The organism is Clostridioides sp. LIBA-2809 (assembly GCF_056688965.1).
The window spans coordinates 691564-715158 of sequence record NZ_CP197004.1 but is presented as its reverse complement, the minus strand read 5'-3'; the positions used below and the strand labels follow the sequence as shown (position 1 = coordinate 715158).

The following is a 23595-nucleotide window of genomic DNA, read 5'->3' as shown; positions in this document are numbered from 1 at the left end:
ATAAATTTATTTTGTTAATCCAAGATTAGACAACCATGTGTTTATCTCATCTTCTGTACCATCTGGAAGTGTTTGACTAATAGCTAGACCATCTTTAATTGTTGCTTGTGGCTGTTCTTTTCTGATGTTCTCAATACTGTTTGAAAATCCACTACCACCACTAGTACAAAATGGTATGATAATTTTATTTGAAAAATCATACTCTTCTAAAAAGCTATACACTGCCATTGGCATGTCACCCCACCAGTTAGGATATCCAATAAAAATTATGTCATAAGAGTCTATATCACTTCTATTAGTTAAAAGTTTTGGACGGATGTTATCGTTTCGTTCATCACGCCCTTGAGTTTCAATAATACTATAATCAGATGGATATTTATTTTCCATCTCTATAAGAGATATATCACCACCAGTTTTACTTTGAATCATCTTTGCAACAATTTCAGTATTTCCTTCAATTACATTGTTTCTAATATTTACACTTGCAGAGGACACAGCTTCTGTTTCATTTGGAGTATCTGAGTTCCCAATACGAGAAAAATAAGCAACTAAGATACGTGCATCTTCTATTTTTATTGCTTCACTATCAGGTTTTAATGATTCACTCGTTTCAGATGTTTTACTTTGAGTAGATTCTGATTCTTGTTGTTTTTCACATGCAACAAGAAAGAATATCAATGTAGAGCAAAGAACCACACCTATCAGCTTTTTGTAATAGTTTATCATTTATATATCACTCCTTAATCGTATGCTTTTTCAAAAATTGCAACACATTCTTCATGGTTCATTTCACAAGGATTTGCAAGGAATAGACCTCCCATAGTATCACGGGCATTTTTTGCTAAAACATCAAGTTCTTCATAAACAATCCCATAATCACTCATCTTCAAGTTATCAACACCACATGCTTTTTGTAGGTCTACTAGTGTTGTGATGAAATCTTCTGGCTTTGAGGAATTCTTCATACCCATAGCCTGTGCCATTCGTATAAATCTTTCATCACAGGCATGTTTATCAATAAAGAATTCATAAAATGCTTTTGATATCATAATTAAACCTGCTCCATGAGGAAGATTCTGATGATATGCACTCATAGCATGTTCCATTGAATGTTTGGCTGTAGTGCTGGTGATTACCATTGCTTGACCAGATAATGTATTAGCAAAAGCAACATGTTCTCTTGCTTTTATATCTTTTCCATCTTTCACTGCACGAGCAAGATAGTTTGCAATATTTTCGATAGCAGTTAAAGCAATCATGTCACTCATAGGATTCGCAAATTTGCTAATATAGACTTCTGTTGAATGAAATAGTGCATCAAAACCTTGATATGCAGTATACTCTGAAGGTACAGTTGTCATAAGCTCAGGGTCTACAATTGCTAATACAGGAAAAAGTCTATCATCTCCACCAAAACCTATCTTCTCATTTGTTTTATCATTGGTAATAACTCCCCATTGGTCAACTTCTGAACCAGTTCCAGCAGTAGTTGTAATACATACAAGTGGAAGAGGATTTTTTACAAGCAGTTTTTCTCCACCTGTACCACCAAACATGTAATCCCATATATCTCCATCATTTGTGGCCATTGCAGCCATTGCTTTTGAGGCATCCATTACACTACCACCACCTAAAGCAATTATAAAGTCACAATTATTGTCACGTGCTATTTTAGCACCTTCCATAATAGTAGATTTAATAGGATTTGCCTGTACTTTATCAAACAATACAAATTCTACTCCAGCAATTTTAAGCTGTTCTTGTGTTCGATTAAGAGCTCCACTAGTATGCGTAGATTTTCCATTTGAAATGACAAGTAATGCTTTTTTCCCAGGTAAACTCTCTCTATGGAGTTGATTTAGTTGCCCACATCCAAATTTTACACGTGTTGGTATAAAAAAATTAAAGTTAGTATTCATTTTATTCACCTTTCCTTTTTGTATTTTAATTTTTATTTTCGGTGTTAAAAATCAAGTAACAAAGTTTTTGATTTTTATTAATTTTCCTAAGAAACACATATCTATAATTTAAGGAGCATATACTTATAATTTGATGATAGAATATGCTCATTTTAAATTTTAGATAATAAAACTATATTGATTTTGTTTATCAATTATAGTATCATCCCTTTCAACTACATTATAGAATCTGGCTATTCAAATATCAAATACCTATATTAAATCTATTGTTATGCTTTATAAGCATAGCTTTTATTTCTGTTTAATTATCACTCACTTTATCACCCTTTTACTTTTGATAAATCATGATATAAAAGTGACCTAATCAAAGCATGAAAAATGACTAGGACATGAAATCGTAGTATAATCTATTACAAGAAGTTAGCTGATAAATTTTAATTTTTAAAGGAGAATAAGGGATATGATATTTAAAAATACTCCTGAACTAAAAACAGAAAGACTCATATTAAGAAGGTTTACTGAGAATGACATAGAAGCTTTGTTCAAAATTTACAGTGATAAAGAGATGTAATGAAGCAATTAGGTATGAGCTATCAATATTCTTATGAAGAACAATGGCAACCAAAAGGCATATTAGTTACATTTAGAATGTATCAACTAAATCTTGATGGTAGGAATGATAGAGTATATAAAAAGTATTGGGATAATTCAATGGTTCACTTTGTTGAGAGGGGTGTTTAAATTATGATTATTTTAATTGCGGGTGCTTCTCATACTGGAAAAACTTTATTTGCACAGAAAATATTAGAAAAATACAAATATACATATCTATCTATTGACCTATTAAAAATGGGACTTATACGAAGTGGAAATACTACGTTAACATCAGAAGATGATGAAGAGCTTGTACCCTATCTATGGTCTATCGTCAAAGAGATTATAAAAACAGCTATAGAAAATAATCAGAACCTTGTAGTTGAGGGATGTTATATTCCATTTGATTGGAAAAAAGATTTTGATAGTAAGTATATAAAAGAAATTCAGTATTATTGCCTTATTATGACTAAGGATTATATAGAAAGACATTTTTCAGATATTAAAAAATATGCAAATGCCATTGAAAGTCGATTAGATGATTCATTCTGCACAATGGAATCTACTATTGAAGAAAATACTAAAAATCTACAAATGTGTAAAAAGTATGACTGTGACTATGTCTTAATAGAAGATGAATATACTGTGGATATTAGTTTTTGATATTATGTTCTTATTAATTTTAAAATATAACGAAATGAAAAAGGAAAAACGGTATAACATAAAGAAGATGTTATACCGTTTTTCCTTAAAAAGACATTCTTACTGTCACAAACTAAGTAAGTATTTATCATAGACTAGCTAATTACTTATCACGAACTAACCAAATATAAAATTTATTTACATCCCAATATTTAATTCCCCATTTTCTTTTTAATTACAAAACCCATCTACAACATAGGTACCATAATACCAGCCACTACAATGGAAATCATACAAGCCATACCACCAACTACTAACTTAGGCATTATTTTAGACATCAAATATGCTTTTTCTTCTTCCGTTTCTCCAATAGCATTACACACTTCATTTGAAATCAAATATGTAGTTGGGAATCCCAACATCTGACAGAATCCTACTCCAAAAGCAAGAGGCTTAGAACCAATGATTTTCCAACCAGGAAGTACCTTCATCACAAGGAATATCCCAATAATAGAAACTGCGAACATACCTACAATTGGTACAAACAGACTAATTAAATCTCCCAAAGAAACTTTTGCTAAAGAAGGAATAACAGCTGCAAATACAACCATGTTGATAAAACCTTTGATTTTCCCTTTTTCTAAAATATCTTTTGGTACAATACCAATACGAGTTACAAGCACACCAACTATAAGACATACAATAGAATAATTCACATGGATAACCTCTGAAAGCTCATATCCCAAATAAGAAAATATAGCTATAAAAAATATACAAACATTTGTAGAATAATATTTATCATACTTCTCACAGAATACTTGCTTTACTTTTTCCCCTGTACCCTCTGCTTCTTTCTTATCATTATCGACATTGGCTAAATCAATCCCCTTTGATTTTGCTTCATGATACTCTACTAAAAGACGATTTGCTTCTTGTAGTGCAGCTCTAGAGGCAATTGGTGTACCAACAAACTTTTGGATTGCAAATACAACTGTTGCTGTAGCCGCCGCAAGTGTCAATCCTTTTTCTAATGCTGCTTGTGTCATAATAGTAGTAGCAGGTAATGCTCCATTGATAACTGGTATACTTGTCAACACTGTTGCTTTTCCAAACAAAGGAATACAAAGTGAAACACAAACTATAACTGCCACAATTCCAAGCCATGCTGTCAACACAGTTCTCCATTCATCTATAAACTGTCTAACATTCAACATCGTTCCCATACTAAACATAATCATTGGAACACTCCAACTTGCAGCTGCTGTCATACCTGCTCTTTCAATAATATCCCCTGGTATTACCTTTGTAACAAACAGAATCAAAAATAAAAGTAATGTCACAAATACAGCTGAAACCTTTGCTTTTGTTTTACTTGCAATCAAATCCCCAATGGCAAATAAAACTAATACGACACTAAACCATAATAACATATCACTCATAGAATAACCCCCTTATAAATATCTTTCAAACCAATCTACAATGGCATTGGCACGTACAACTCTATTAGATGGTCTTCCGTTTCTAGACAACCCATGTGTATCCCCGTGGAACAAATACATTTCCGTATCTACACCAAGCTGTTTTAATGCAGTGAACATTTGGAAAGTATCTCCCATAAAACATCTATAATCCCTATCGCTATGCAAGAATAAAGTTGGTGTCTTTACATTTTTTACATACTTAATTGGCGAATGGTTCCAAAGAACTTCCTCATGATTCCAAGGTGTCTTATCTCCACAAGTTTGCTTCATAATTCTATCACCAAAGTCAATAATTAAAGAAGCTGTAATCAAGTTGCTAATACCTCTTTGAGAAGCAACTGCTTTGAAACGGTCTGTATGACCAATTATCCAGTTTGTCATATAACCACCATAACTTCCACCTGCAACACCTAAGCGGTCTGCATCAATTCCAGAATATCTCTCAATGCAAGTATCTACAAATTCCATAATATGGTCATAATCAACATATCCCCATCTTTCTACCATTTCCAAGAATTCTTCACCATAACCATCACCACCATGAGGATTACAATAAATAACGTACATTCCTTTTGCGGTTACACATTGCTTTAAGTGTGTAAACATATAACCATATGCCCATTTAGGTCCACCATGAATGAACAATACAGCAGGATATTTTTCACCTTCTTTGGCATCTATAGGTGGTATAACAAAACCATCAACTTCTTCTTTATTCTTTGCTACAAATGTCAATTTCTCAGGTAGTGAAACCTTATGACTGTCCAAGTATGGTTTAGAGAAAGAAGTCATTTTTTTCATTGCACCTGTAGCCATATCAATGCTATATATTTCTGCCAATTCATAATCTTTCAACATGACTGTGTACATAGTGTTGTCATAAATATCAAAAGATGTAAAAGCATCCACTTTTGTGATGATGCGTATATTACCTGTTTTTGTGTCAAACTCATCAAACTCTGTCATAGTTCTACAAATCCTTGCACCAATAAACTTATCTCCTATAACTTTATTACTACGTCCACCACCATATACTGCATCTACGTCCAGTAATGTAGCATACATGCCGTCTGGACTAGCAATCATATTCATTTCACCAGTATTCAAGTCAAGCATAAAAATATCATGATTTTGTGTAATAGAACGGTCTAATATAGAAGCTTGTAACATTACTCTATCTTCACCAATATATTTTACTAAGCTGATTTGATATTTTCCTTGTGGTATAAGTTCTCTTGTTTTACCACTATCTACATGGTATTCCCAAAGACCAGAAAAAGGCGTCGCACAATCTTCATAAATCTGACCAGAATATAAAATTCTTTTCTTATCAAGAGAAACATCTATACCTGCTACCTCACAATATTTTGGTGTAATGGCTTTTGTTTCTCTTTCTCCTTCTTGATACAATTCCAATGTTACACGTCTTCTTTGAGAGAAATTTTCCCCATCTCTTATAAAAGGTTTATCTGTAAATGTCCAGTAATCTACTCCTTCTACTGCTCTGTCTGGTTCTATTTTTTTAGCATCTGTTGGATTTTTTGTTGTAAATAACCACAATTTATTTCCAAGTGACATAGGTACACTACAGGCTTTTGGAATAGAAAATGCTTTTTTTGCTTCTCCTCCTTTTATAGAAATAGTGTAAAAATCTGTTGTACCTGCTTTGGGTTTATCTCTTTTAGATGTAAAAAGAAGTTCTGTATTAGAAATCCAGCTAAATGATGTTACATCTTTTGTTTGTGTCATATGTATTTGTTTTTCTGTTTTAGTATCCATAGCATATAAGTCATGTTCATAGCAGTCTTTTTCCTCATTGATATTTGATATAATATAAGCAATATGTTTTCCATCAGGTGAACAAGAAATATCATGTGGAAATATATATTCAAAAATATCTGAACTTTCAATCTTTAGTTTTTCCATTTTTGTATTCTCCTTTCTTTATTTTCCTTTTTTCTGTATTATTTTTTTTAGTTACTATATTTATATAGGAGTATTTTTTAATTCACATTATTATCTTTCCCTATACGTATTATTGACTTTCCTTAATGTACATTATTATCTTTCACTATACATATTATTGAACTTTCCTTAATGTACATTATTATCTTTCACTATACATATTATTGACTTTCCTTAATGTACATTATTATCTTTCACTATACATATTATTGACTTTCCTTAATGTACATTATTATCTTCACTATACATATTATTGACTTTCCTTAATGTACATTATTATCTTTCACTATACATATTAGTGAACTTTCCTTAATGCACACTATTGTCTTTTATTAATACACATTACTTTTCTTCTTTTATGTACATTGAAAACCAATCCATCATTTCAACTAGTCTTTGTAGTTTTTGTTTTGGTCTACCTGAGCGAGATAACTCGTGATTTTCACCTTCAAAGAGACAAAGTTTTGTAGGACATCCATGAATTTTTAATGCAGAAAACATTTGGAATGCTTCTTGCATATAGCATCTGTAATCTTTTTCACCATGTAAAAATAAAGTTGGTGTAACACACTTATCGGCATAGGCTAAAGGAGATTGTTTCCATTGCAATTCGTGGTCTTCCATGTGAGAAGCACCTGTTTGTCCTTTGCAGAAATAATAACCAATGTCTGTTGTACCTTCCATACCACTCCAATTTGCAATAGAACGTTGAGCACAAGCAGCAGCAAAACGGTTTGTATGACCAATAATCCAATTTGTCATAAATCCACCATAACTTCCACCTTCCACAGCTAGTTTTGTTTCATCAATGTCTGTGTATTTTTCAAGTACTGTATCTGTAAATTCCATAAAATCTATGTAATCAATATCCCCAAACTGTTTTCTAATATCTGCAAAATCATTGCCACGACCTTCAGAGCCCCTTGGATTACAGAAGAAAACAAAGTAACCTTGACTTGCAAATACCTGTATCTCATGCATAAAATATGGTCCATATGTTAGTCTTGGTCCACCATGAATCGCTAATATAGCTGGATATTTTTCCCCTACCTTATAATCTACTGGTTTGTATACATATCCTTGTATTTCCCAGTCAGCACTTCCTTTTGACTCGATATATTCTGGTACAGAAATTTTATATTCATCTAAAATATGGTCATTTAAATGTGTTTTCTTACACAATGCTCCATTTTCTACTGTATAAACTTCAGGTAATCCGTTTTCTGAGCAGCCTATACATACAATATTTCCATCTTTCACATCTATAAAGTCAACTGAACCTGTTTGTGTAACTTTTTCCTGTCTTCCTGTTGGTATATGTATTCTTTCAATAATGCAATCCATATTTACTGTAGAAGTATAATAAATATATTCACCATCTACTTTTGTTGTCTGACCAGCACCCATTTTAATATCAGATGTTACTGTATTTCCAATACAATGATGCTGATGTTCTGAAAGTAACTTCATTTCTTTTGTATCAATATCTATTGTATAAAAATCTCCATTTTCTCCATTCCCATAAGATAAAGCATCAGTTAAATTTAGTATTGCTTGATTTTTATATAATTCAAAACCTTTTACAATATACTTATCTTTTTCTAAGATACAAACATTCTCATTAGTATTTGTATCAAATACATAAACGCCATTTTTTAGACCTTTTACATCTTCAAACTCTTGACCTACATATAAGATTTTGCCATCACTTATTTTCATACCTACAACATTAAACATAGGTGCTGTAATTGGTTTTAAATCTTTTGTGTTGCTGTTGTATAAGTATAGACGTTTTCTTTTTCTACTGATATATCCTTCACCATTGACAGCATAAGGAATTTCTTTGAAATGCTCATAGTGTCTTTTATTATAAGCATTTATTTTTTTCTGTTGCTCTTCTTCTGACAATCCTTCCACAACAGGTCTGTCATTATCATAAGAATCAATAACTGCATACAAACCTTTTCCTATAGGATTTAATTTTCCACCTTTGATAGGGAGTGTAAAAAGTTCTTCTGCTTCTCCGCCATGTAAGGATAAAGTGTAATAACTCATACATTGCTTACCATTTTTGATAGCTTCTTTTACTTTTTCATTTCTCAAAGCAGGAAACACAATAGTATTTTCATCTTCCCAAGTATATGCTCCTACAGAGTTTATAGATGTTATTTGTTTTAGTTCACCACTCTTATTGTCTAACACATAAACTTGGCTTGTGTAACCATTCTCTTTGATATCAGCTTTTTTTACAACTAATGCTGTATAGCCTCCATCTGGTGACAACTGGCAATCACTAACAAATTGATATTCCAAAAATGTTTCACTTGTAAATAGCTTCTTCATAGTCTTTTCTATCCTTTCTGTAATAATTTTATTCAAACTCCCTACCACCTCTTTCATTTTTTATTTTAAATTTAAAATAAAAAATTTTAAATTTAAAATAAAAAATTTTATAAAGGCTATTTTTTTAGGAAGCCTTATGGCTTCCCTGTAATATTTCTGATTTACACTATATAAATATATAGAAACCTCGAAATACATTATTCATCTTCACAGAATCGTTTAATAGTTCCTTGAATATGATTTCTCAATTTCTCTACTGCTTTTTTTGTATCTCTGCTTTCAATAAATTTCAATATTTCAAAATGGTCTTGCACTGTTCCTTCATAGTTACGATTTTTTAATGGTCGTATCAGATAATTTACTACTACAAATCTTCCTTGTATACCAACATATACATCATTTAAAATCTCATTATTAGCACCTTCAACAATAGCTTTGTGTAATTTTAAATCTGTAAGTGCAAGTTCTACAGATTTTTCTTGTTTATAGAACTCTTCACATTTATCAGAATATCTTTTTATCACTTCTAGCTTTTGTTGGAATACCTCTTCTTCCTCTTGCATCATTTTTTCTAGAGCATATGTTTCAATCAGTGTTCTTGTTTCACAAACTTGCTTTACCATATCGTATTCATACTCTGGTACATACACTTTACCATTTGTCATAATAGTAAGCACACCATCTTTATTTAACATTTTTACTGCTTGTACTACTGGTGTTCTGCTTACTTCAAATTTTTCACAAAGGTCATTTAGTAATATTTTTTGACCTACAGAGTATTCGCCACGAATAAGACTTTCAATAATCTTATGATATAAAATTTCATCTAAATTTGATTTTACTTTCACTACTATCACCTTATTTCTATTCTTTTGCCATATTATAATAAAACCATAATTTTTAAAATATCATTAGACAAATTAAACTATAAAAGCTTATTATGTCTTAATAACTGGAATAATATGTTACAAAAAGTATAGCATCTTTTTATTCTTTCCGCAATAAATAAAAAATAAAAAATTTTAAATTTAAAATTTTTTATTTTTTCACTTCTTTGGATAATAGTAAAAAAGTATAATAATAGTTAAGTTGTCTTACATTTCTATTTTTAATTTGGATTTTTAATATATTCAGATTACTGTTAATATATTTTAAATCTTATACTATATAAGTTTTATATTTATGATTTTTATCGTTTTATTAATAGAATTTGTAGTTATTAGTTTATTAATAGAATTTGTAGTTATTAGTTTATTAATAGCATTATCATTTTTTATTATGTATTTATCTTAGTCCATTTCATTTAAGGGAGAGTTTGTATTTGTTTTATATGTACATTAATAATCACTCAAATTTATTTTACTTTATATAATCAGTTATTCCTAATCTGTTTCCAAATGGGTCTTCAAATTTAATAGCATTTCCTGTTCCAATTTTAAATGGGTCAGATAAGAAATATATAGAAATAATTGTAAATAAAAAGAAAGGATGGTATGATACTATACTTCTATCACCTAAATCCAAAATTACATTTAAATAAGTCTTTGCTCATTTTAATATTTTTATTTGATTTTCTAATGAAAATTTTTTATAATAAAAACTTGTAAGCTATGATTATACTCTACTTTGAGCCTACATACAAAAGAAAAATAGATACATAAATATTAAAATTTGCTTTGAAATTAGGAGGATATATGAAACTAAATAAAGCTATATTTACAGAAGAACATGCTATAGAAGTTACTAATTGGAAATATGAAGGGGAATATTCAATATACAATCTACCTTCATGGGATGAGATTAAAAAGAATAATTTCTCACTAGCAAAAGAAGATAAAAGAAAAAATTTTATAAGTTTTATAGATGACAATAAAGAATTGATAGGTTTTATAAACTTATTAGATAAAGGAAGCTCTGTATTCTTTGGCATTGGTATAAAACCAGATTATTGTGGAATGGGAATTGGTAAAGAAATAATTAGTTTAGGCTTAGAAGAATGTAGAAATAAATATAGTACTAAACCTATTGTATTAGAAGTAAGAACCTGGAATAAGAGAGCTGTAAAATGTTATGAGTCTCAAGGATTTAAAATAGTTGAGACCAAGATACAAAAAACGTACTTAGGGGATGGAGAATTTTTTGTTATGAGGTATAAATAGTTTCAAAATTAAGTGACCTATTTTTACAACTCCAAGATACTGAATATCTAACAAATTCTTTTAAATTCATTATATTTTTTTATTTCTATATGAAATCTGCTACTATATATATATAATCATAAAGTTTAAGATAAGGAGAATTAATATGTCAAATGATATTAAATTAATAAAGAAAGAAATAAATTATTTTTTATTAATAAATTTTTTACTAATTGCTTTTATATCTATATTTTTATTTTTATCAGTATCGAAACCAAATAATAGCGAATTTATATCAAACTTTTCATTATTATTTATGTATATTCCTGCATTTTCTGCTATTGTTGTCCTAAAAAGAGTTTCTAATTACAAGTTTAATTCAACAGTGGATAAATTTTTAAAGTTTTTTGCTATAGTTACAGTTGTGAGAATAGCAATACCTATAGCTGAAATATTTTTAATTAATAACAGTATTATTTCTGCAACAATAGATACATTAACATCTTTTTATCTTCTAGCTGTTGTTCTTTACAATGAATCTCAATTTGAAGTTTTAAATTTATCTTTATGTAAAAATTTTAAAAAGGTTTTAAGTGTAATATTAATATTCTTGATATTAATTATAGTTAGAATTATTATTAGTAATGAAAATTTATCAATTGATATTATAAATAAATTTGTTATAGCATTTGTAAATATAATTATAAATTTATGTTTTGGTTTTAATTTATTTTTTGGAGAAGAATTTGGATGGAGATACTTTCTTCAACCTAGACTACAAAAGATTTATGGAAAAAAATTTGGTGTAATAGTTTTAGGTTTTATATGGGGAATTTGGCATTTGCCCCTTTGTATTACTTTGTACAGTCCAGAAACTCCATTTTATTGTGTTATTTCCCATATATCATATTGTACCTTTATAGGAATATTTTTAGGATATACTTATCTGAAGACCAAAAACCTTTGGGCACCAATATTAATCCACTTAGTAAATAACAATGTTTATGTTATACTTCAAGGAGGTAACGAATCTATATTTACATTAGAATCACTATTTTGGAGTATTGTAGTTGATGCTATATTGTTTTTGCCATTCTTATTTACTAAAGAGTACAAAACTAATAACCCTGATGAAAGTTCTAACTAGTCTATAAATATGCTTTTTCCGATATTTAATTTTTCCATTATTTTTATTACTGTATTCTCATTTTTTAAATATGATTCGATTGCTTTAAATTTTTGCTCTGATTATACCTTAGTTTTGAACATAACAAAACCCTCTTAGCTTTAGACAGTTTTATATATTTTAATGTCTACTAAGAGGGGGGCATATTTCATGATAAGAATGTCTAAGAACTTAATGTTAAATTTCTTAAGAAAAATATAATTATATAAAAAGTCATCATTTTTTACTATAAACAACTATTTCCATAATATTTTATATGCTTCTCTAAAATCTTCTAAACTTGATAGATATTCAATCAAAGGGTCATAATTCCCTATGCTACATGAATTTAAGGAACTTCTATATAAATCTTCACTATCCCAAGATACAATTTTTATAGGAAGATTATTTTCTAGCATCTGTTTTAACATAACAAATCTACCTATGCGACCATTACCATCTTGAAATGGATGTATCAATTCAAATCTATAATGGAATTCAGCTATAACTTTAATAGTTATTTCATTTTGATTGTAGTACCATTCAATTAACTCATCAAGCTTTGGTTCTACTTCAAATGGCTGTGCTATATTTACATCAGTTCCTAGTATCATATTTGGTATAGTTTTATATATACCAGCCATCCCTCTAGAATGTAAAGTTGTATTAAACATTAAACTTGAATGTGAATTTCTTAAGAAACCATGTGTTATTTTTTCTTTCAATGAATCAATTATTATGTCAAATGCATAGCTAGAATTAACAGTTTCTTGTACATCATCTAAGGTATGTCTTCCTGTAACGACATTCTTATCAAGCAAAAGTGCCAATTCCTCTGTAGTAAAAGTACTACCCTCTATCTTATTGGAATTATAAAGGAAATGATGTTTTAATACACTATAAAGTGAGTTTTTAAGTTCTTTTGTCTCAAGCAATTTATCTAAAAATGTATTGTTCATGTTATCACCTCAATTATTTTGATATTTTTAAATCATTATGTAATTTTATAATAGTTATTTTGAGGTATACAAGATTAGAATTTATGAGCAGTTTGGAATTTTATTATAGTCATAATTTATAAGAATGGTCTATCATTTTATAACTTATTTAATGATTATCCACTTATTCCACCCATATTTACTTTCAATACCCCTCCATTTTCTACTCAATTTACTAATAAATATATACAGCAAATTTCATAACTCATATCCCTCTTATTATATCACTTTACACAACATCTCATCGCAATATTCTATATTCTTTCTACTGACAAAGCTCTTATCTCTTTCTTCAATTTCACTGCCAGAATTGCAGCAGATATAACCATAAACAAATCAGCAATCGGTTGAGCAAAAATCACGCCATTAATCCCCATAATTGATGGCAACAATAATATAGTCGGTATAAAAAACAACCCTTGTCTACTTACACTAAGAAAAGCACCTTCTTTTGCTTTCCCAAGTGCAAGAAATAGTATAGAATAAACTGTACCAAATCCAAAGAAAATAAACATTACACTACTTATTCTAAGAGCAAATGTACCAATTTCTATTACAGAATTATCATTGGCTGAAAACAAAGATATAATAGGTTCTGGAAATATAATTAAAACTAATGACATCAGTAAGCAAAAAATAGTTGTCCACTTTAAAGTAGTATTTATAGCCTCGTTTAATCTCATATATTGCTTAGCTCCATAACTATATCCAGCTATTGGTTGAAATCCTTTTTCAAAACCAAACACTGCATAAGAACCCATTGACATTATACGTGTAACAATTCCCATAGCTGCTATTGCTGAATCTCCATAACCTTGAGCACCTTTATTGGTAAGCCCTATAGCTACACTTGTTAAAATCTGAAATACAAGAGTTGGTATCCCTACTTTAAGTATTTGTAAGTAAATTTCACGTTCAAATCTAAACTCCCTTATAGAAAAATTGAAAATACTTTTTTTCATTAATAGATAAACTACATACATTAAACTAGTTATTGCCTGTGCTATGGCAGTTGCAACTGCTGCACCTGAGATACCCATATCTAATCCATATATACAAATAGGTGCTAATACCAAGTTTAATCCTGCTCCTAATAACATGCTTATCATAGATATTTTGGTTGACCCCTCACTGGTTGCTATATTGTTCATAGTTACATTGAATACATTAAAAATTGAACTTGCTACATAAATCACTGCATACTGTTTTGCATATGGAAAAATGGTATCTGTAGCTCCTAGTGCAAATATGATTTTGTCAATGAAACACTCAATCAATACAATTGAGATTATACCAATAAATATACTTGAATACAGTGCAGTTGATGCTGCATGATTAGCTTGTGAATTATTTCCTTCTCCTAATAGTCTGGACAAGTATGATGATACTCCTCCACCAAATAATAGTGCTATCCCGACGATTACTTGTCCAAGTGGGAATGCAATTGAAACAGCTCCCATCTGACTAGTACCAAGCCCCCCAACAAAGTAAGCATCTACTAAATTATAGAATCCTGTAACTAGCATACCAATCATTGTTGGGATTCCCATTTTTAATAAAAGTTTTTTTATAGGTGTCTCTTTAAGTAGTTTTATACGTTGTTCGTTATCCATGATAAATCCCCCTTCTAAATGTTCTTTTATGTAGTTTATATAACTATCATTTGATTTAGCTTACACAATTCTTATTTATTCTAACTTATACAATTCTTATTTAAGCTAACTTACACAATTCTTATTTATTCTAACTTACACAATTCTTATTTAATCTAGCTTATACAATTCTTATTTAAGCTAACTTATACAATTCTTATTTAAGCTAACTTATACAATTCTTATTTAAGCTAACTTATACAATTCTTATTTAATCTAAGCAAACATTCATATAAAAGCGATAATAATAAAATTCTCTAATTAAACTTATATATAAGCCTTCTTACTCTAAAGGATACTTTAAATGCAAGTTTTCTTATTCTTACGTGAAATAACAAGTCTAATCATTACATGATAGCTACCATCCACTGGAGCAACAGCCTTCTCCATTACTTTTCTAATTTCACTTTCAATCTTTTGAAGTTTATTTGAACCTGCAATTACTAAAATCACATTTGTATGCAGACCAGACTTGATTATACGCAAGTCATTTATTGTGGCATATGAATCAATTTTATGTATTTCTTTTGTAGCTCTTTTAAATATCTCATCAACTATAATTTGGTCTGTAACTAAAAAATCTGTCTGTATGGTAGCATTACATCCCATATCAATATAAAGTCTATAAGAGATTTCATTCGCAACATCATTTAAAATCCTACTGCCTATACCCTCTTTGCCTTCAATGTGCATTGAAATTACAAAATGACCAAGTCCATAATCATGGATAATCAAGTCATTTATCCCTTGTACTTCCTCATACTTCATTGCTATTTTAGTTATTTCATCTACCATTTCTTTATCTGGAGATTTTCCTAATAATCTTCCTCCTATCTCAAACATAGATTTCATACCTGAAACGATGATAAATACAGATACCAATAATCCACACCAGCCATCAATCGCCCATCCTGTAAAATACTCTGTAAGTAAAGATATTACTATTGCTGTTGTTGCAACCATGTCACTGATACAGTCTATGGCTGTTGCTTTCATTGCAGTAGAATCAATTTTCTTTGCGATTTTTCTATTGTAAAAAAACATATATAGCTTAACGATTATAGAGCAAATAAGAATAAAAAGAATTGTAAAACTGAATTCTATACTTTTAGGTGAAATGATTGATACAACTGAATTTCGAGCTAATGTGCTTCCCATAATAATTACAGCAATTGAATACAAAACTCCCATAAACCACTCATATCTTCCATTACCAAAGATATGATTTTCACCTGCCCCAATCCCTGCAATGCAAAAGCCTATGAATGAAGCAAAAGAAGTACCTGCATCAGCTAAATTGTTGAATCCATCTGTAATAATTGCTGTTGAGCCACTTACAGTTCCACACAATAATTTAACCATGAACAATAGAATATTTAAGAATATGCCTACACTGCTACAAAGCTTTGCATAAGCCTGACGCACTATTGGAGATGATATATTTTCTTTATCTTTTATCCACAATCTAGCTAATAATGATATCATTTATACTCCTACCTTTCTTTACATGTGTTTTTTTGATTAGTCATTTTACATGATGAATAACTTTTTTCATTAACCAAATAATTATTTATTTTGCACGATGAATAACTTTTTTCATTAATCAACTAACCAACTATTCAATTCAGTGAATAAATTCATTCATTTGGGTAGTTCAATAATAAATCAATTTTTTTAATTTGTCAACAAGGAATGAATAAATTCACTCGCAAAGATATTTTATATCACTTTTTTATTTATTAAATAGCTCAAATAGATACAGGGTAAATGTTTGATTATACATCTTTAAAACACTTAAATAGGCATAAAACAGTAGGCAATCTCATAGATATAACGACTAAATGAAAAATATAAAATTTAAATAAAAAAATAGTTACTGTTTTAAAATAAAATACAGATGATTAAATTAGATACAATGAAACAGTTAATCTTATAACTCTTAACTACTAAATTAAACTAAAAAAGAGAGTGTCTCAAAATGAACTGTTTAGTTAATGAGGCACTCTTTTTTGTATTAAATCAAATATATTTTTATCATTTCAACAACGAAAAAGAGGCTTATCTCTATTCTGAGATATCCCCTTTAAAAATCGGAATTTTAGATTTTGATGATTAACATTTGATTATAACTCTTATTATAATGTAATTGTTAACCTTTCAAACGCAGACTTTGCCTCTTTTTCTCCAGACAAGCTACCTATTACTACACCTGTATTTGAGTCTTTGACCCAAAGAACAAAGTTATTTTCTGTACCTGCTTCACCCTCAAATTCATAAAAGAAATACTTATTTTCATCTTTCTCTTTATCTTCAAGAACCTTTACTCCTTTATCAGTCTTTATACTTTGATACTTTTCATAACCCTCTTTTGTAGTAAATATTCCTTGTAATACCTCTTCATCGCCCTTTTTCACAGTAAACTTTCCATCTTTCTGTGTCAATGAATATCCATCCGAGGTGTCTAATCTTACCTTTATCTTATCACCAGTTTCAACATCAAATGTATATGACATTGAAGAGCCAGAACAAGAAGTTAACATTATAGTAAATAAAAACATCAAAAACAAAAGCTGTATCTTTTTATGTAATTTCATATTATACTTACCCTTCCATTAGAATAAATCTAAATTATTTTTAAAAATTTGAACTGTATAAAATCTAAAAATAAGTTCGCCTATCCTAATATTTATTTTATTAATAAAACAGACTTTAAAAACTTTCTCTATTAGTTTTGTACATCCTACTTATTTAAAATAACTTGCTTAAGTGTAAAATTTAGTAAGAATATACTCTGACTATATTTGATTTTATAGCAAAAATATCGTTACAATTATAGTATCTTTTTCCAAATTCCGATTTGGTTGTATTGTAGCATACTCATAGACTAAAGTCATTTTTTTATCTTAAGATATACTCCTAAGCAAATACTTTATCAATCTTTCACACTACTTAATTATAACTTATAACTAAAATATAAGGTTCTACAAATTAATCCATCCCTCACCAATCTTATCTGTATCTTCAATTTTTAAGGTACAGATAAACGCATCTTTCATAAAATTAAGGAAAGATACTATATACTCTTTAATATTTTCGTTTGGCATCTCTTCATGAAAAGTATGGATAATACCAAACACCAAAAACTTAGTGTCAAGAGTCACATTTGTACAGTGAAATACATTTTCTCTTACACCCTGCTCTATAATTGGAATCATAACATCAACCAGTTGCTTAGCAACATTGTCTAGTCTACTTGCCCTTATCTCAGAATTTTCATTATACCTTGCTTCAAATTCATGGTGCTTCATTTCATATTCAAACATACGCTTTATGATGGTATTCAACTTATCAACTGCAGGTAAATCCTCTGATATAGGGATTTGTATTTGCTCTACAGCCTTCATTGCATAGTATTCTGAAGTAGCGGCAAATATTTCTATTTTAGATTTAAAATAGCGATAACATAGTCCTTGCGAAACATTCATTTTTTCTGCTATGTCTTGAATAGTTGTATTTTCAAACCCCTTTTCAGAAAATAATTCTAAAGCAGTTTCAATTATTTCTTGCTTTCTCTCTTGAGGTTCTTTTGATATTCGTGTACGTTGTTTATTATTTATTTCTTCATGATTTATATTACTATCTATTATCTTTTTTGTTTTAGCCATAATAATACTCCTTTTAAATTAATCTTATGTCCAATGAATGAATTCATTATCTCTTATCTTAACATTCTTGTCAAGATTCTTAGGAGTTTAGACATAAGAATTTGCATGTTGTCTAGTATATTTTATCCTATAGAATATATTATAACTTTCATTTCTAAAAATTATATTATACATAAAAAAGAAACCACATTCTAGTTTTATACAGAACATAGTTTCTCTAAAAATAATCAAATTTGGATTTGAAATAACCAAAAACAAAACTTTACATGTTTTTAATCTTCCAATTTTTATAGTAGATAATTTAGTTAATTAACTCTTAAATGTTTATCTTCTTTAACAAATTTTCTTCTTATTAAGAAATATGCAACTATTACAATAAGTTCTATAGCTAAAAACATGCCATAAGTGGCTATAGAATCTATGCTCTCTATGCCATTTCTAAAGAAAATTAAAGCCACTCCTGCTGCTAGAATACCTACAGCATTTTTTCTTACAGCATTTTGACCAAATCCATAAAAAGAAGGGAAATTTTCCTTTATCTCAATGAATGTCAAAATTAATCCAATAGCTATAAACAATACTCCTACAACTTCCATAATCATACTAGGCATTTTACACCCTCCTTATTAGAAAATTAACTACTACTATAAAAATATTCATTATTTTTATAATTATATTATATATGTGACTAGATAATTTTGGAAGTATATTTAAAATTAAATTTATATTTTATTTTATCCAATTTCTTGTAGCAAAACTTCTCTAATTGTCATATGAATCTTAATATAGATTTTCAACTTTATAAAACCGTTCATTTTCTAATGTACAAGCAACCTGCAAAATTTAAATACTATTCTCCTTCAACAAACTCAAATAGCTCTTCCACAGTTGTATTAAATATCTTAGCAATATCCATTGCCAATTTTAAAGAAGGATTATAACGACCATTTTCTAAATGTACAATAGTTTCACGTCTTACCCCTACTGACTTTGCAAGTTCTCCTTGTGTCATAAGGTGCTTTTCTCTATAGTATTTAATTTTTGTCTTTAGCGATACTGACACCTAATTGTATATCCCCTTTCTATCAAAATATATAAATAAAAATAACTTTAACAAAGATTGAATAAACAAAATAACTAATAAAAACATACCTAAATTTAAATTCGATACATTTATATCCAGTGTTGCAAGGGATACAGAGATTATAACCATAGAATAAAACAATACTTTTATCGCAATCCCATTAACTCTTGATAGTATGTATTTAGATGCTTCATCGACCAAATCATCATTCTTTTGGTCATAAATCCATTGACATACTACAGCTACTACCCAAATAATTATAGGAATATACTCAATATTACTTCCTTTAAAAAAATACTTGTTTACTAATGTTGCTCCAAGACAATAGGCAACTGCTATTGTTTCTGAAATAAGTGTTGATTTAATACCAATTTGTTGTTTAGACATATAAAATCACCCCTTAAAAAAAGTTATGTATTTATAACACCTCTTGTTATAAATATATAACTTTTTGGAATAAATTTCAATAGAAATATCAATAGAAATATCATTTTGCAACAAATTCTTTTATTAATTTGACTTTGGATAGGGAAACTTTAGATGTTACTCCTTGAAGAGTCAAGTCTTCTATACTAACTTCATTTAATTTTGAGCATAATTCCAAGTCAAATATTCTTTGCCAACTTGTCTCCTTTTCAATCTGTTCATCTTCATAAAGCTCTACAGCAATATCCATTAAAGGTAAATGCCATAAATCAAAATCAGATAACAATACATTATCTTTGCTTATTTCAATTTCGAGTAAAACACCTCTCGTACCTTTTTCTAAGTATGCACTACATCTTAAATCAGGTCTATTCAACCAAACCCATATCATACTATCATCAAATTTAGGTATTCTATTTATCATTTGAATATACATCCATTTATATGGAATGTCAAAACCTTCTAATATAAGAGAATAATTATTTAATAGATATTTATTATTTTTATTGTTGTTCCAAAACTCTAAAGTCTGTATAGTATAAAATTTCATATATAATACAACTCCTTTTCAATATTGTTATACTATTTGATTATACATACTTTTTAAAAATATAAATATATCTAATTCCTTTTTAATTGTATGAATGTAGTCAAAAGTACGATGTTTACCAATTCCCGAACTTCTGCTAACAGTTGACTTGATAACCATCATACCAGCACTTCATATAATACTATTTGTAAATTGATATCCAAATATATATCTACAGATTTTCAACTACAATATATGTTATTCTCCAAACTCATGATAGTTATTTTCTTTTCGTTTAGCTTTTGAAATATATACAACCTCTTCATAAAACCTAATAGTATTTGAATTAATATTAAATATCATTGCTAATTCAATGGGTTTGTATTTTTTCAATTTTAACCTCATAAGAATCTTTATTTAATTTATAGATATTTTTTATACTCACAAGTAACCTAAATGCTTTTGTTTTATTGATAAATACTTTTATAATCATAAATAACTTAAATATTTTTGTTTTATTTATATATTCTTTGATACTTATAACTAACTCAAATATTTTTGTTTTATTTATACATTCTTTAGTACTTATAACTAGTTTTAAAATTTATTTCTGTTTTAAACTATTGCTGGTAAATTACAAAATGTAAAAGCGAACAAATAGATTGTTCGCCTTTACATTTACTTTCTTAAATTTAATAATATCAACTATTTATTATCTCAATCTACATATATCTAGCCCAATAATAAATCACATATATCCAACTCATTAGACCGTGGAAAATAGCCCACGGGATAGACTTCCATGCAGTATAAGAAATAATCATTGCTAAACAAGAGCCAAAAGAAATTCCTTTTTTAACAGTCGACTTTATAGCATTATTATTTGATTCCATAACTATTCCTCCAAAACTCAAAATAAACAAATTATCATATAACTTATCTGAATTTAACACAATGTAATCGTTGCTAACTAAATTATATTCTTATTATACATAATTTATAAATTATAATTCCAATAACTATATAAATAAAATTAAATTTATATAATTATCTATTTATAAATACATTATACACTTATATACTTTGTTTTTGTAGAAATAAAAATGAGACAAGTACTTTGAGAGATTAAAGTAGCAATAGCAGCTCCTTGAAACCCAATAATATTTATAAAAAAAGGGTCAAGTACAGCATTCAATATTGTACATACTAACATTGCGACTGCTTGAAACACAGTATTGCCAAAACTACGTAATACAGCAGTAAAATAACAGTAAAGATATAATGCAATATACCCAAGTAAATATATTGATTATGCAAAATTCTATGAAGCAGGAACCCTGTGACTTTAGTCATGGGAGGTTCAGAAATAGCTGTATGCCAATGAATATGTTTCTGTTGGAGTGTTTAATATTCTCAATAGAAGTGGTAATGATAATTCACTAATCACAGTAACTATTAATGCAAATATTACTGATGTCAATAATGAAGTGGAAATCAAGCTTTCTATTTTTCTGTCCTCTTTTGCACCAATAGATTGAGAAATTAAAATTGAAATACCATTTGTAGCTCCTATAGCTATTGAAGTTATAATTAAAATTATTGGCGTTGAAGTTGTAAGTGCTGCCATTGCAGTCTCACCTAATAAATTTCCAATCCATATACTATCCACTAGATTATAAGTCATGTTCAAAAACATAGCTATTATCAGAGGTAAAGACATCTTTACAAGGCATTTTTTTGTATCTCCTGATATAAAATCAATTTTTGTTCCCATATCACCCTTTTATGAATGAATATCATTCATTTATAAGTCAAAAAAATATTCATTATTTAATTTATTATTTTTTAATATCTACTCTATCTCTATAGCTATTTTTATTTCTGTTTTCATAACATCTACCCTATCTCTATATCTATCTTTATTTCTATTTTAATGACATCTACCCTATCTCTATATCTATCTTTATTTCTATTTTAATGACATCTACCCTATCTCTATATCTATCTTTATTTCTATTTTAATGACATCTACCCTATCTCTATATCTATCTTTATTTCTATTTTAATGACATCTACCCCACCTCTATACCTATCTTTATTTCTATTTTAATGACATCTACTCTATCTCAATAACATTAATACTTTTTATTTTTAGCTGTTACAATATATGATGTATGATTTACATTCTTCCACACAATATCATTAAAATCTACAGATAACAATCCACATATTTCTTTTTCTGAGTACATTTTTACATCCCCATCTTTACTATACTTCATAAAGACATTCATTATATCTCTAAGTAAAAAGGGTTGCCAACAATCACAAATTATTAAAGACCCTTTTGGCTTCAATACTCTGCTTAGTTCTGATAATACTCTATCTGGTCTGGGATAATGATGAAAAGAATCATTACAGTACACAATATCAAAAAAATCATTTTCAAATGGAAGGTACTCAGAATCTCCCAAAATTAAAGTAGCACTTTCTTTTAACTTACCTCTTGCCACTTCCAACATGTTTTCAGAAATATCAATTCCATATGCCTTCTTTTTGCAATCTTCTTTTAAAATCGCTTGTAGTACAGCTCCTGTTCCACACCCTAAATCTAAAATAGTGTCATATGAAATTTTTGAAAGCTCTTCAAGTAATACTGGATAAAGATTTCTCGCATGTTGTCCCTTTATATCTCTGTCATAGGTATTTGCTTGATTATTAAATGCCTGTTTTGATTTTGTTTTTATATTTTTCATGTTCAAACCCCCTTATTCTTGCTCATAGTATATCACAGGGCTTTTTTTATGTCAATGAATGATATTCATTCATTATTTTGCTTTACTTTATTTTTGTCTATATTTTATGTTTATCTTCATTATGTTTTAGGTCATTATGACCTTTTTTATATTTTAAAAGTCAATTTGACCTTTAATAATTTTCTATTTATTTTATCTATTATAATTATTTCTTATTTATCTTGTCTATATAATCTTTTTA

Annotated in this window: 25 protein-coding genes; 5 read left to right on the top strand and 20 right to left on the bottom strand. The window is 28.7% G+C overall.

Annotated features, from left to right (window positions below; all coding sequences use genetic code 11):
• Positions 1-6: 6 nt before the first annotated feature.
• Together ACTG44_RS03655 and ACTG44_RS03650 are read right to left on the bottom strand one after the other, a co-directional pair.
• Positions 7-726, bottom strand: coding sequence for a flavodoxin (locus tag ACTG44_RS03655; protein WP_479921312.1), 720 nt, complete (start codon positions 724-726; stop codon positions 7-9).
• A gap of 14 nt (positions 727-740) precedes the next feature.
• Positions 741-1919, bottom strand: coding sequence for an iron-containing alcohol dehydrogenase (locus ACTG44_RS03650; protein WP_479921311.1), 1179 nt, complete (start codon positions 1917-1919; stop codon positions 741-743).
• A 460-nt stretch (positions 1920-2379) separates the two neighbouring features.
• Here ACTG44_RS03650 and ACTG44_RS03645 point away from each other — a divergent pair, with 460 nt between their 5' ends.
• From ACTG44_RS03645 to ACTG44_RS03635, 3 genes are read left to right on the top strand one after another with little or no spacing between them, the layout of a single operon-like run.
• On the top strand, positions 2380-2490 hold the full coding sequence (locus ACTG44_RS03645; RefSeq protein WP_479921310.1) for a GNAT family N-acetyltransferase: 111 nt from the start codon (positions 2380-2382) through the stop codon (positions 2488-2490).
• Positions 2490-2660 carry a hypothetical protein gene (locus ACTG44_RS03640; RefSeq protein WP_479921309.1) on the top strand — a complete coding sequence of 57 codons (171 nt, stop codon included), beginning with the start codon at positions 2490-2492 and terminating at the stop codon, positions 2658-2660. The genes ACTG44_RS03645 and ACTG44_RS03640 overlap by 1 nt, the downstream gene beginning before the upstream one ends.
• A gap of 3 nt (positions 2661-2663) precedes the next feature.
• Positions 2664-3176, top strand: a complete 513-nt coding sequence (locus tag ACTG44_RS03635; protein ID WP_479921308.1) for a P-loop nucleotide/nucleoside kinase family protein — start codon at positions 2664-2666, stop codon at positions 3174-3176.
• Between the two features lie 227 nt (positions 3177-3403).
• Here the strand turns inward: ACTG44_RS03635 and ACTG44_RS03630 are convergent, their stop codons facing one another.
• The 5 genes from ACTG44_RS03630 to ACTG44_RS03610 all read right to left on the bottom strand — a co-directional run bounded on the left by ACTG44_RS03630 (position 3404) and on the right by ACTG44_RS03610 (position 10468).
• Positions 3404-4594, bottom strand: coding sequence for a permease (locus tag ACTG44_RS03630; protein ID WP_479921307.1), 1191 nt, complete (start codon positions 4592-4594; stop codon positions 3404-3406).
• Between the two features lie 12 nt (positions 4595-4606).
• Positions 4607-6562, bottom strand: coding sequence for an alpha/beta hydrolase family protein (locus ACTG44_RS03625; protein ID WP_479921306.1), 1956 nt, complete (start codon positions 6560-6562; stop codon positions 4607-4609).
• A gap of 381 nt (positions 6563-6943) precedes the next feature.
• The gene (locus ACTG44_RS03620; protein WP_479921305.1) at positions 6944-8980 is read right to left on the bottom strand and encodes an alpha/beta hydrolase family protein; all 2037 of its coding nucleotides are present in this window, start codon (positions 8978-8980) and stop codon (positions 6944-6946) included.
• Positions 8981-9141: 161 nt separating this feature from the next.
• Positions 9142-9792 carry a GntR family transcriptional regulator gene (locus ACTG44_RS03615; protein ID WP_479918170.1) on the bottom strand — a complete coding sequence of 217 codons (651 nt, stop codon included), beginning with the start codon at positions 9790-9792 and terminating at the stop codon, positions 9142-9144.
• Between the two features lie 511 nt (positions 9793-10303).
• Positions 10304-10468, bottom strand: a complete 165-nt coding sequence (locus ACTG44_RS03610) for a hypothetical protein (RefSeq protein ID WP_479921304.1) — start codon at positions 10466-10468, stop codon at positions 10304-10306.
• Positions 10469-10638: 170 nt separating this feature from the next.
• On the opposite strand from ACTG44_RS03610, the gene ACTG44_RS03605 reads away from it, so the two are divergent.
• The gene (locus ACTG44_RS03605) at positions 10639-11103 is read left to right on the top strand and encodes a GNAT family N-acetyltransferase (protein ID WP_479921303.1); all 465 of its coding nucleotides are present in this window, start codon (positions 10639-10641) and stop codon (positions 11101-11103) included.
• A gap of 145 nt (positions 11104-11248) precedes the next feature.
• Positions 11249-12229: a CPBP family intramembrane glutamic endopeptidase gene (locus ACTG44_RS03600; protein WP_479921302.1), complete on the top strand. Its 981-nt coding sequence runs from the start codon at positions 11249-11251 to the stop codon at positions 12227-12229.
• A gap of 275 nt (positions 12230-12504) precedes the next feature.
• Here the strand turns inward: ACTG44_RS03600 and ACTG44_RS03595 are convergent, their stop codons facing one another.
• The 13 genes from ACTG44_RS03595 to ACTG44_RS03535 all read right to left on the bottom strand — a co-directional run bounded on the left by ACTG44_RS03595 (position 12505) and on the right by ACTG44_RS03535 (position 23354).
• On the bottom strand, positions 12505-13206 hold the full coding sequence (locus tag ACTG44_RS03595) for a Fic family protein (protein ID WP_479921301.1): 702 nt from the start codon (positions 13204-13206) through the stop codon (positions 12505-12507).
• Positions 13207-13499: 293 nt separating this feature from the next.
• Positions 13500-14858: an MATE family efflux transporter gene (locus tag ACTG44_RS03590; RefSeq protein WP_479921300.1), complete on the bottom strand. Its 1359-nt coding sequence runs from the start codon at positions 14856-14858 to the stop codon at positions 13500-13502.
• Between the two features lie 339 nt (positions 14859-15197).
• Complete coding sequence (locus ACTG44_RS03585) at positions 15198-16382, bottom strand: cation diffusion facilitator family transporter (protein ID WP_479921299.1); 1185 nt, start codon at positions 16380-16382, stop codon at positions 15198-15200.
• A gap of 650 nt (positions 16383-17032) precedes the next feature.
• Positions 17033-17491 carry a hypothetical protein gene (locus ACTG44_RS03580; RefSeq protein WP_479921298.1) on the bottom strand — a complete coding sequence of 153 codons (459 nt, stop codon included), beginning with the start codon at positions 17489-17491 and terminating at the stop codon, positions 17033-17035.
• Between the two features lie 387 nt (positions 17492-17878).
• Complete coding sequence (locus tag ACTG44_RS03575) at positions 17879-18562, bottom strand: TetR/AcrR family transcriptional regulator (RefSeq protein ID WP_479921297.1); 684 nt, start codon at positions 18560-18562, stop codon at positions 17879-17881.
• 305 nt (positions 18563-18867) lie between these two features.
• Positions 18868-19173, bottom strand: coding sequence for a hypothetical protein (locus ACTG44_RS03570; RefSeq protein ID WP_479921296.1), 306 nt, complete (start codon positions 19171-19173; stop codon positions 18868-18870).
• 239 nt (positions 19174-19412) lie between these two features.
• On the bottom strand, positions 19413-19625 hold the full coding sequence (locus ACTG44_RS03565) for a helix-turn-helix transcriptional regulator (RefSeq protein ID WP_079746906.1): 213 nt from the start codon (positions 19623-19625) through the stop codon (positions 19413-19415).
• The gene (locus ACTG44_RS03560) at positions 19626-20033 is read right to left on the bottom strand and encodes a DUF2178 domain-containing protein (RefSeq protein WP_021383304.1); all 408 of its coding nucleotides are present in this window, start codon (positions 20031-20033) and stop codon (positions 19626-19628) included.
• Between the two features lie 100 nt (positions 20034-20133).
• Entirely contained in the window at positions 20134-20622 is a 489-nt protein-coding gene (locus tag ACTG44_RS03555; protein WP_479921295.1) for a DUF3841 domain-containing protein, read from the bottom strand.
• A gap of 237 nt (positions 20623-20859) precedes the next feature.
• Complete coding sequence (locus tag ACTG44_RS03550; RefSeq protein WP_479921294.1) at positions 20860-21006, bottom strand: MerR family transcriptional regulator; 147 nt, start codon at positions 21004-21006, stop codon at positions 20860-20862.
• Between the two features lie 317 nt (positions 21007-21323).
• The gene (locus tag ACTG44_RS03545; RefSeq protein WP_021383326.1) at positions 21324-21494 is read right to left on the bottom strand and encodes a hypothetical protein; all 171 of its coding nucleotides are present in this window, start codon (positions 21492-21494) and stop codon (positions 21324-21326) included.
• A 467-nt stretch (positions 21495-21961) separates the two neighbouring features.
• Positions 21962-22375, bottom strand: coding sequence for an MATE family efflux transporter (locus ACTG44_RS03540; RefSeq protein WP_479921293.1), 414 nt, complete (start codon positions 22373-22375; stop codon positions 21962-21964).
• A 361-nt stretch (positions 22376-22736) separates the two neighbouring features.
• Positions 22737-23354, bottom strand: a complete 618-nt coding sequence (locus tag ACTG44_RS03535) for a class I SAM-dependent methyltransferase (protein WP_479921292.1) — start codon at positions 23352-23354, stop codon at positions 22737-22739.
• Positions 23355-23595 lie beyond the last annotated feature (241 nt).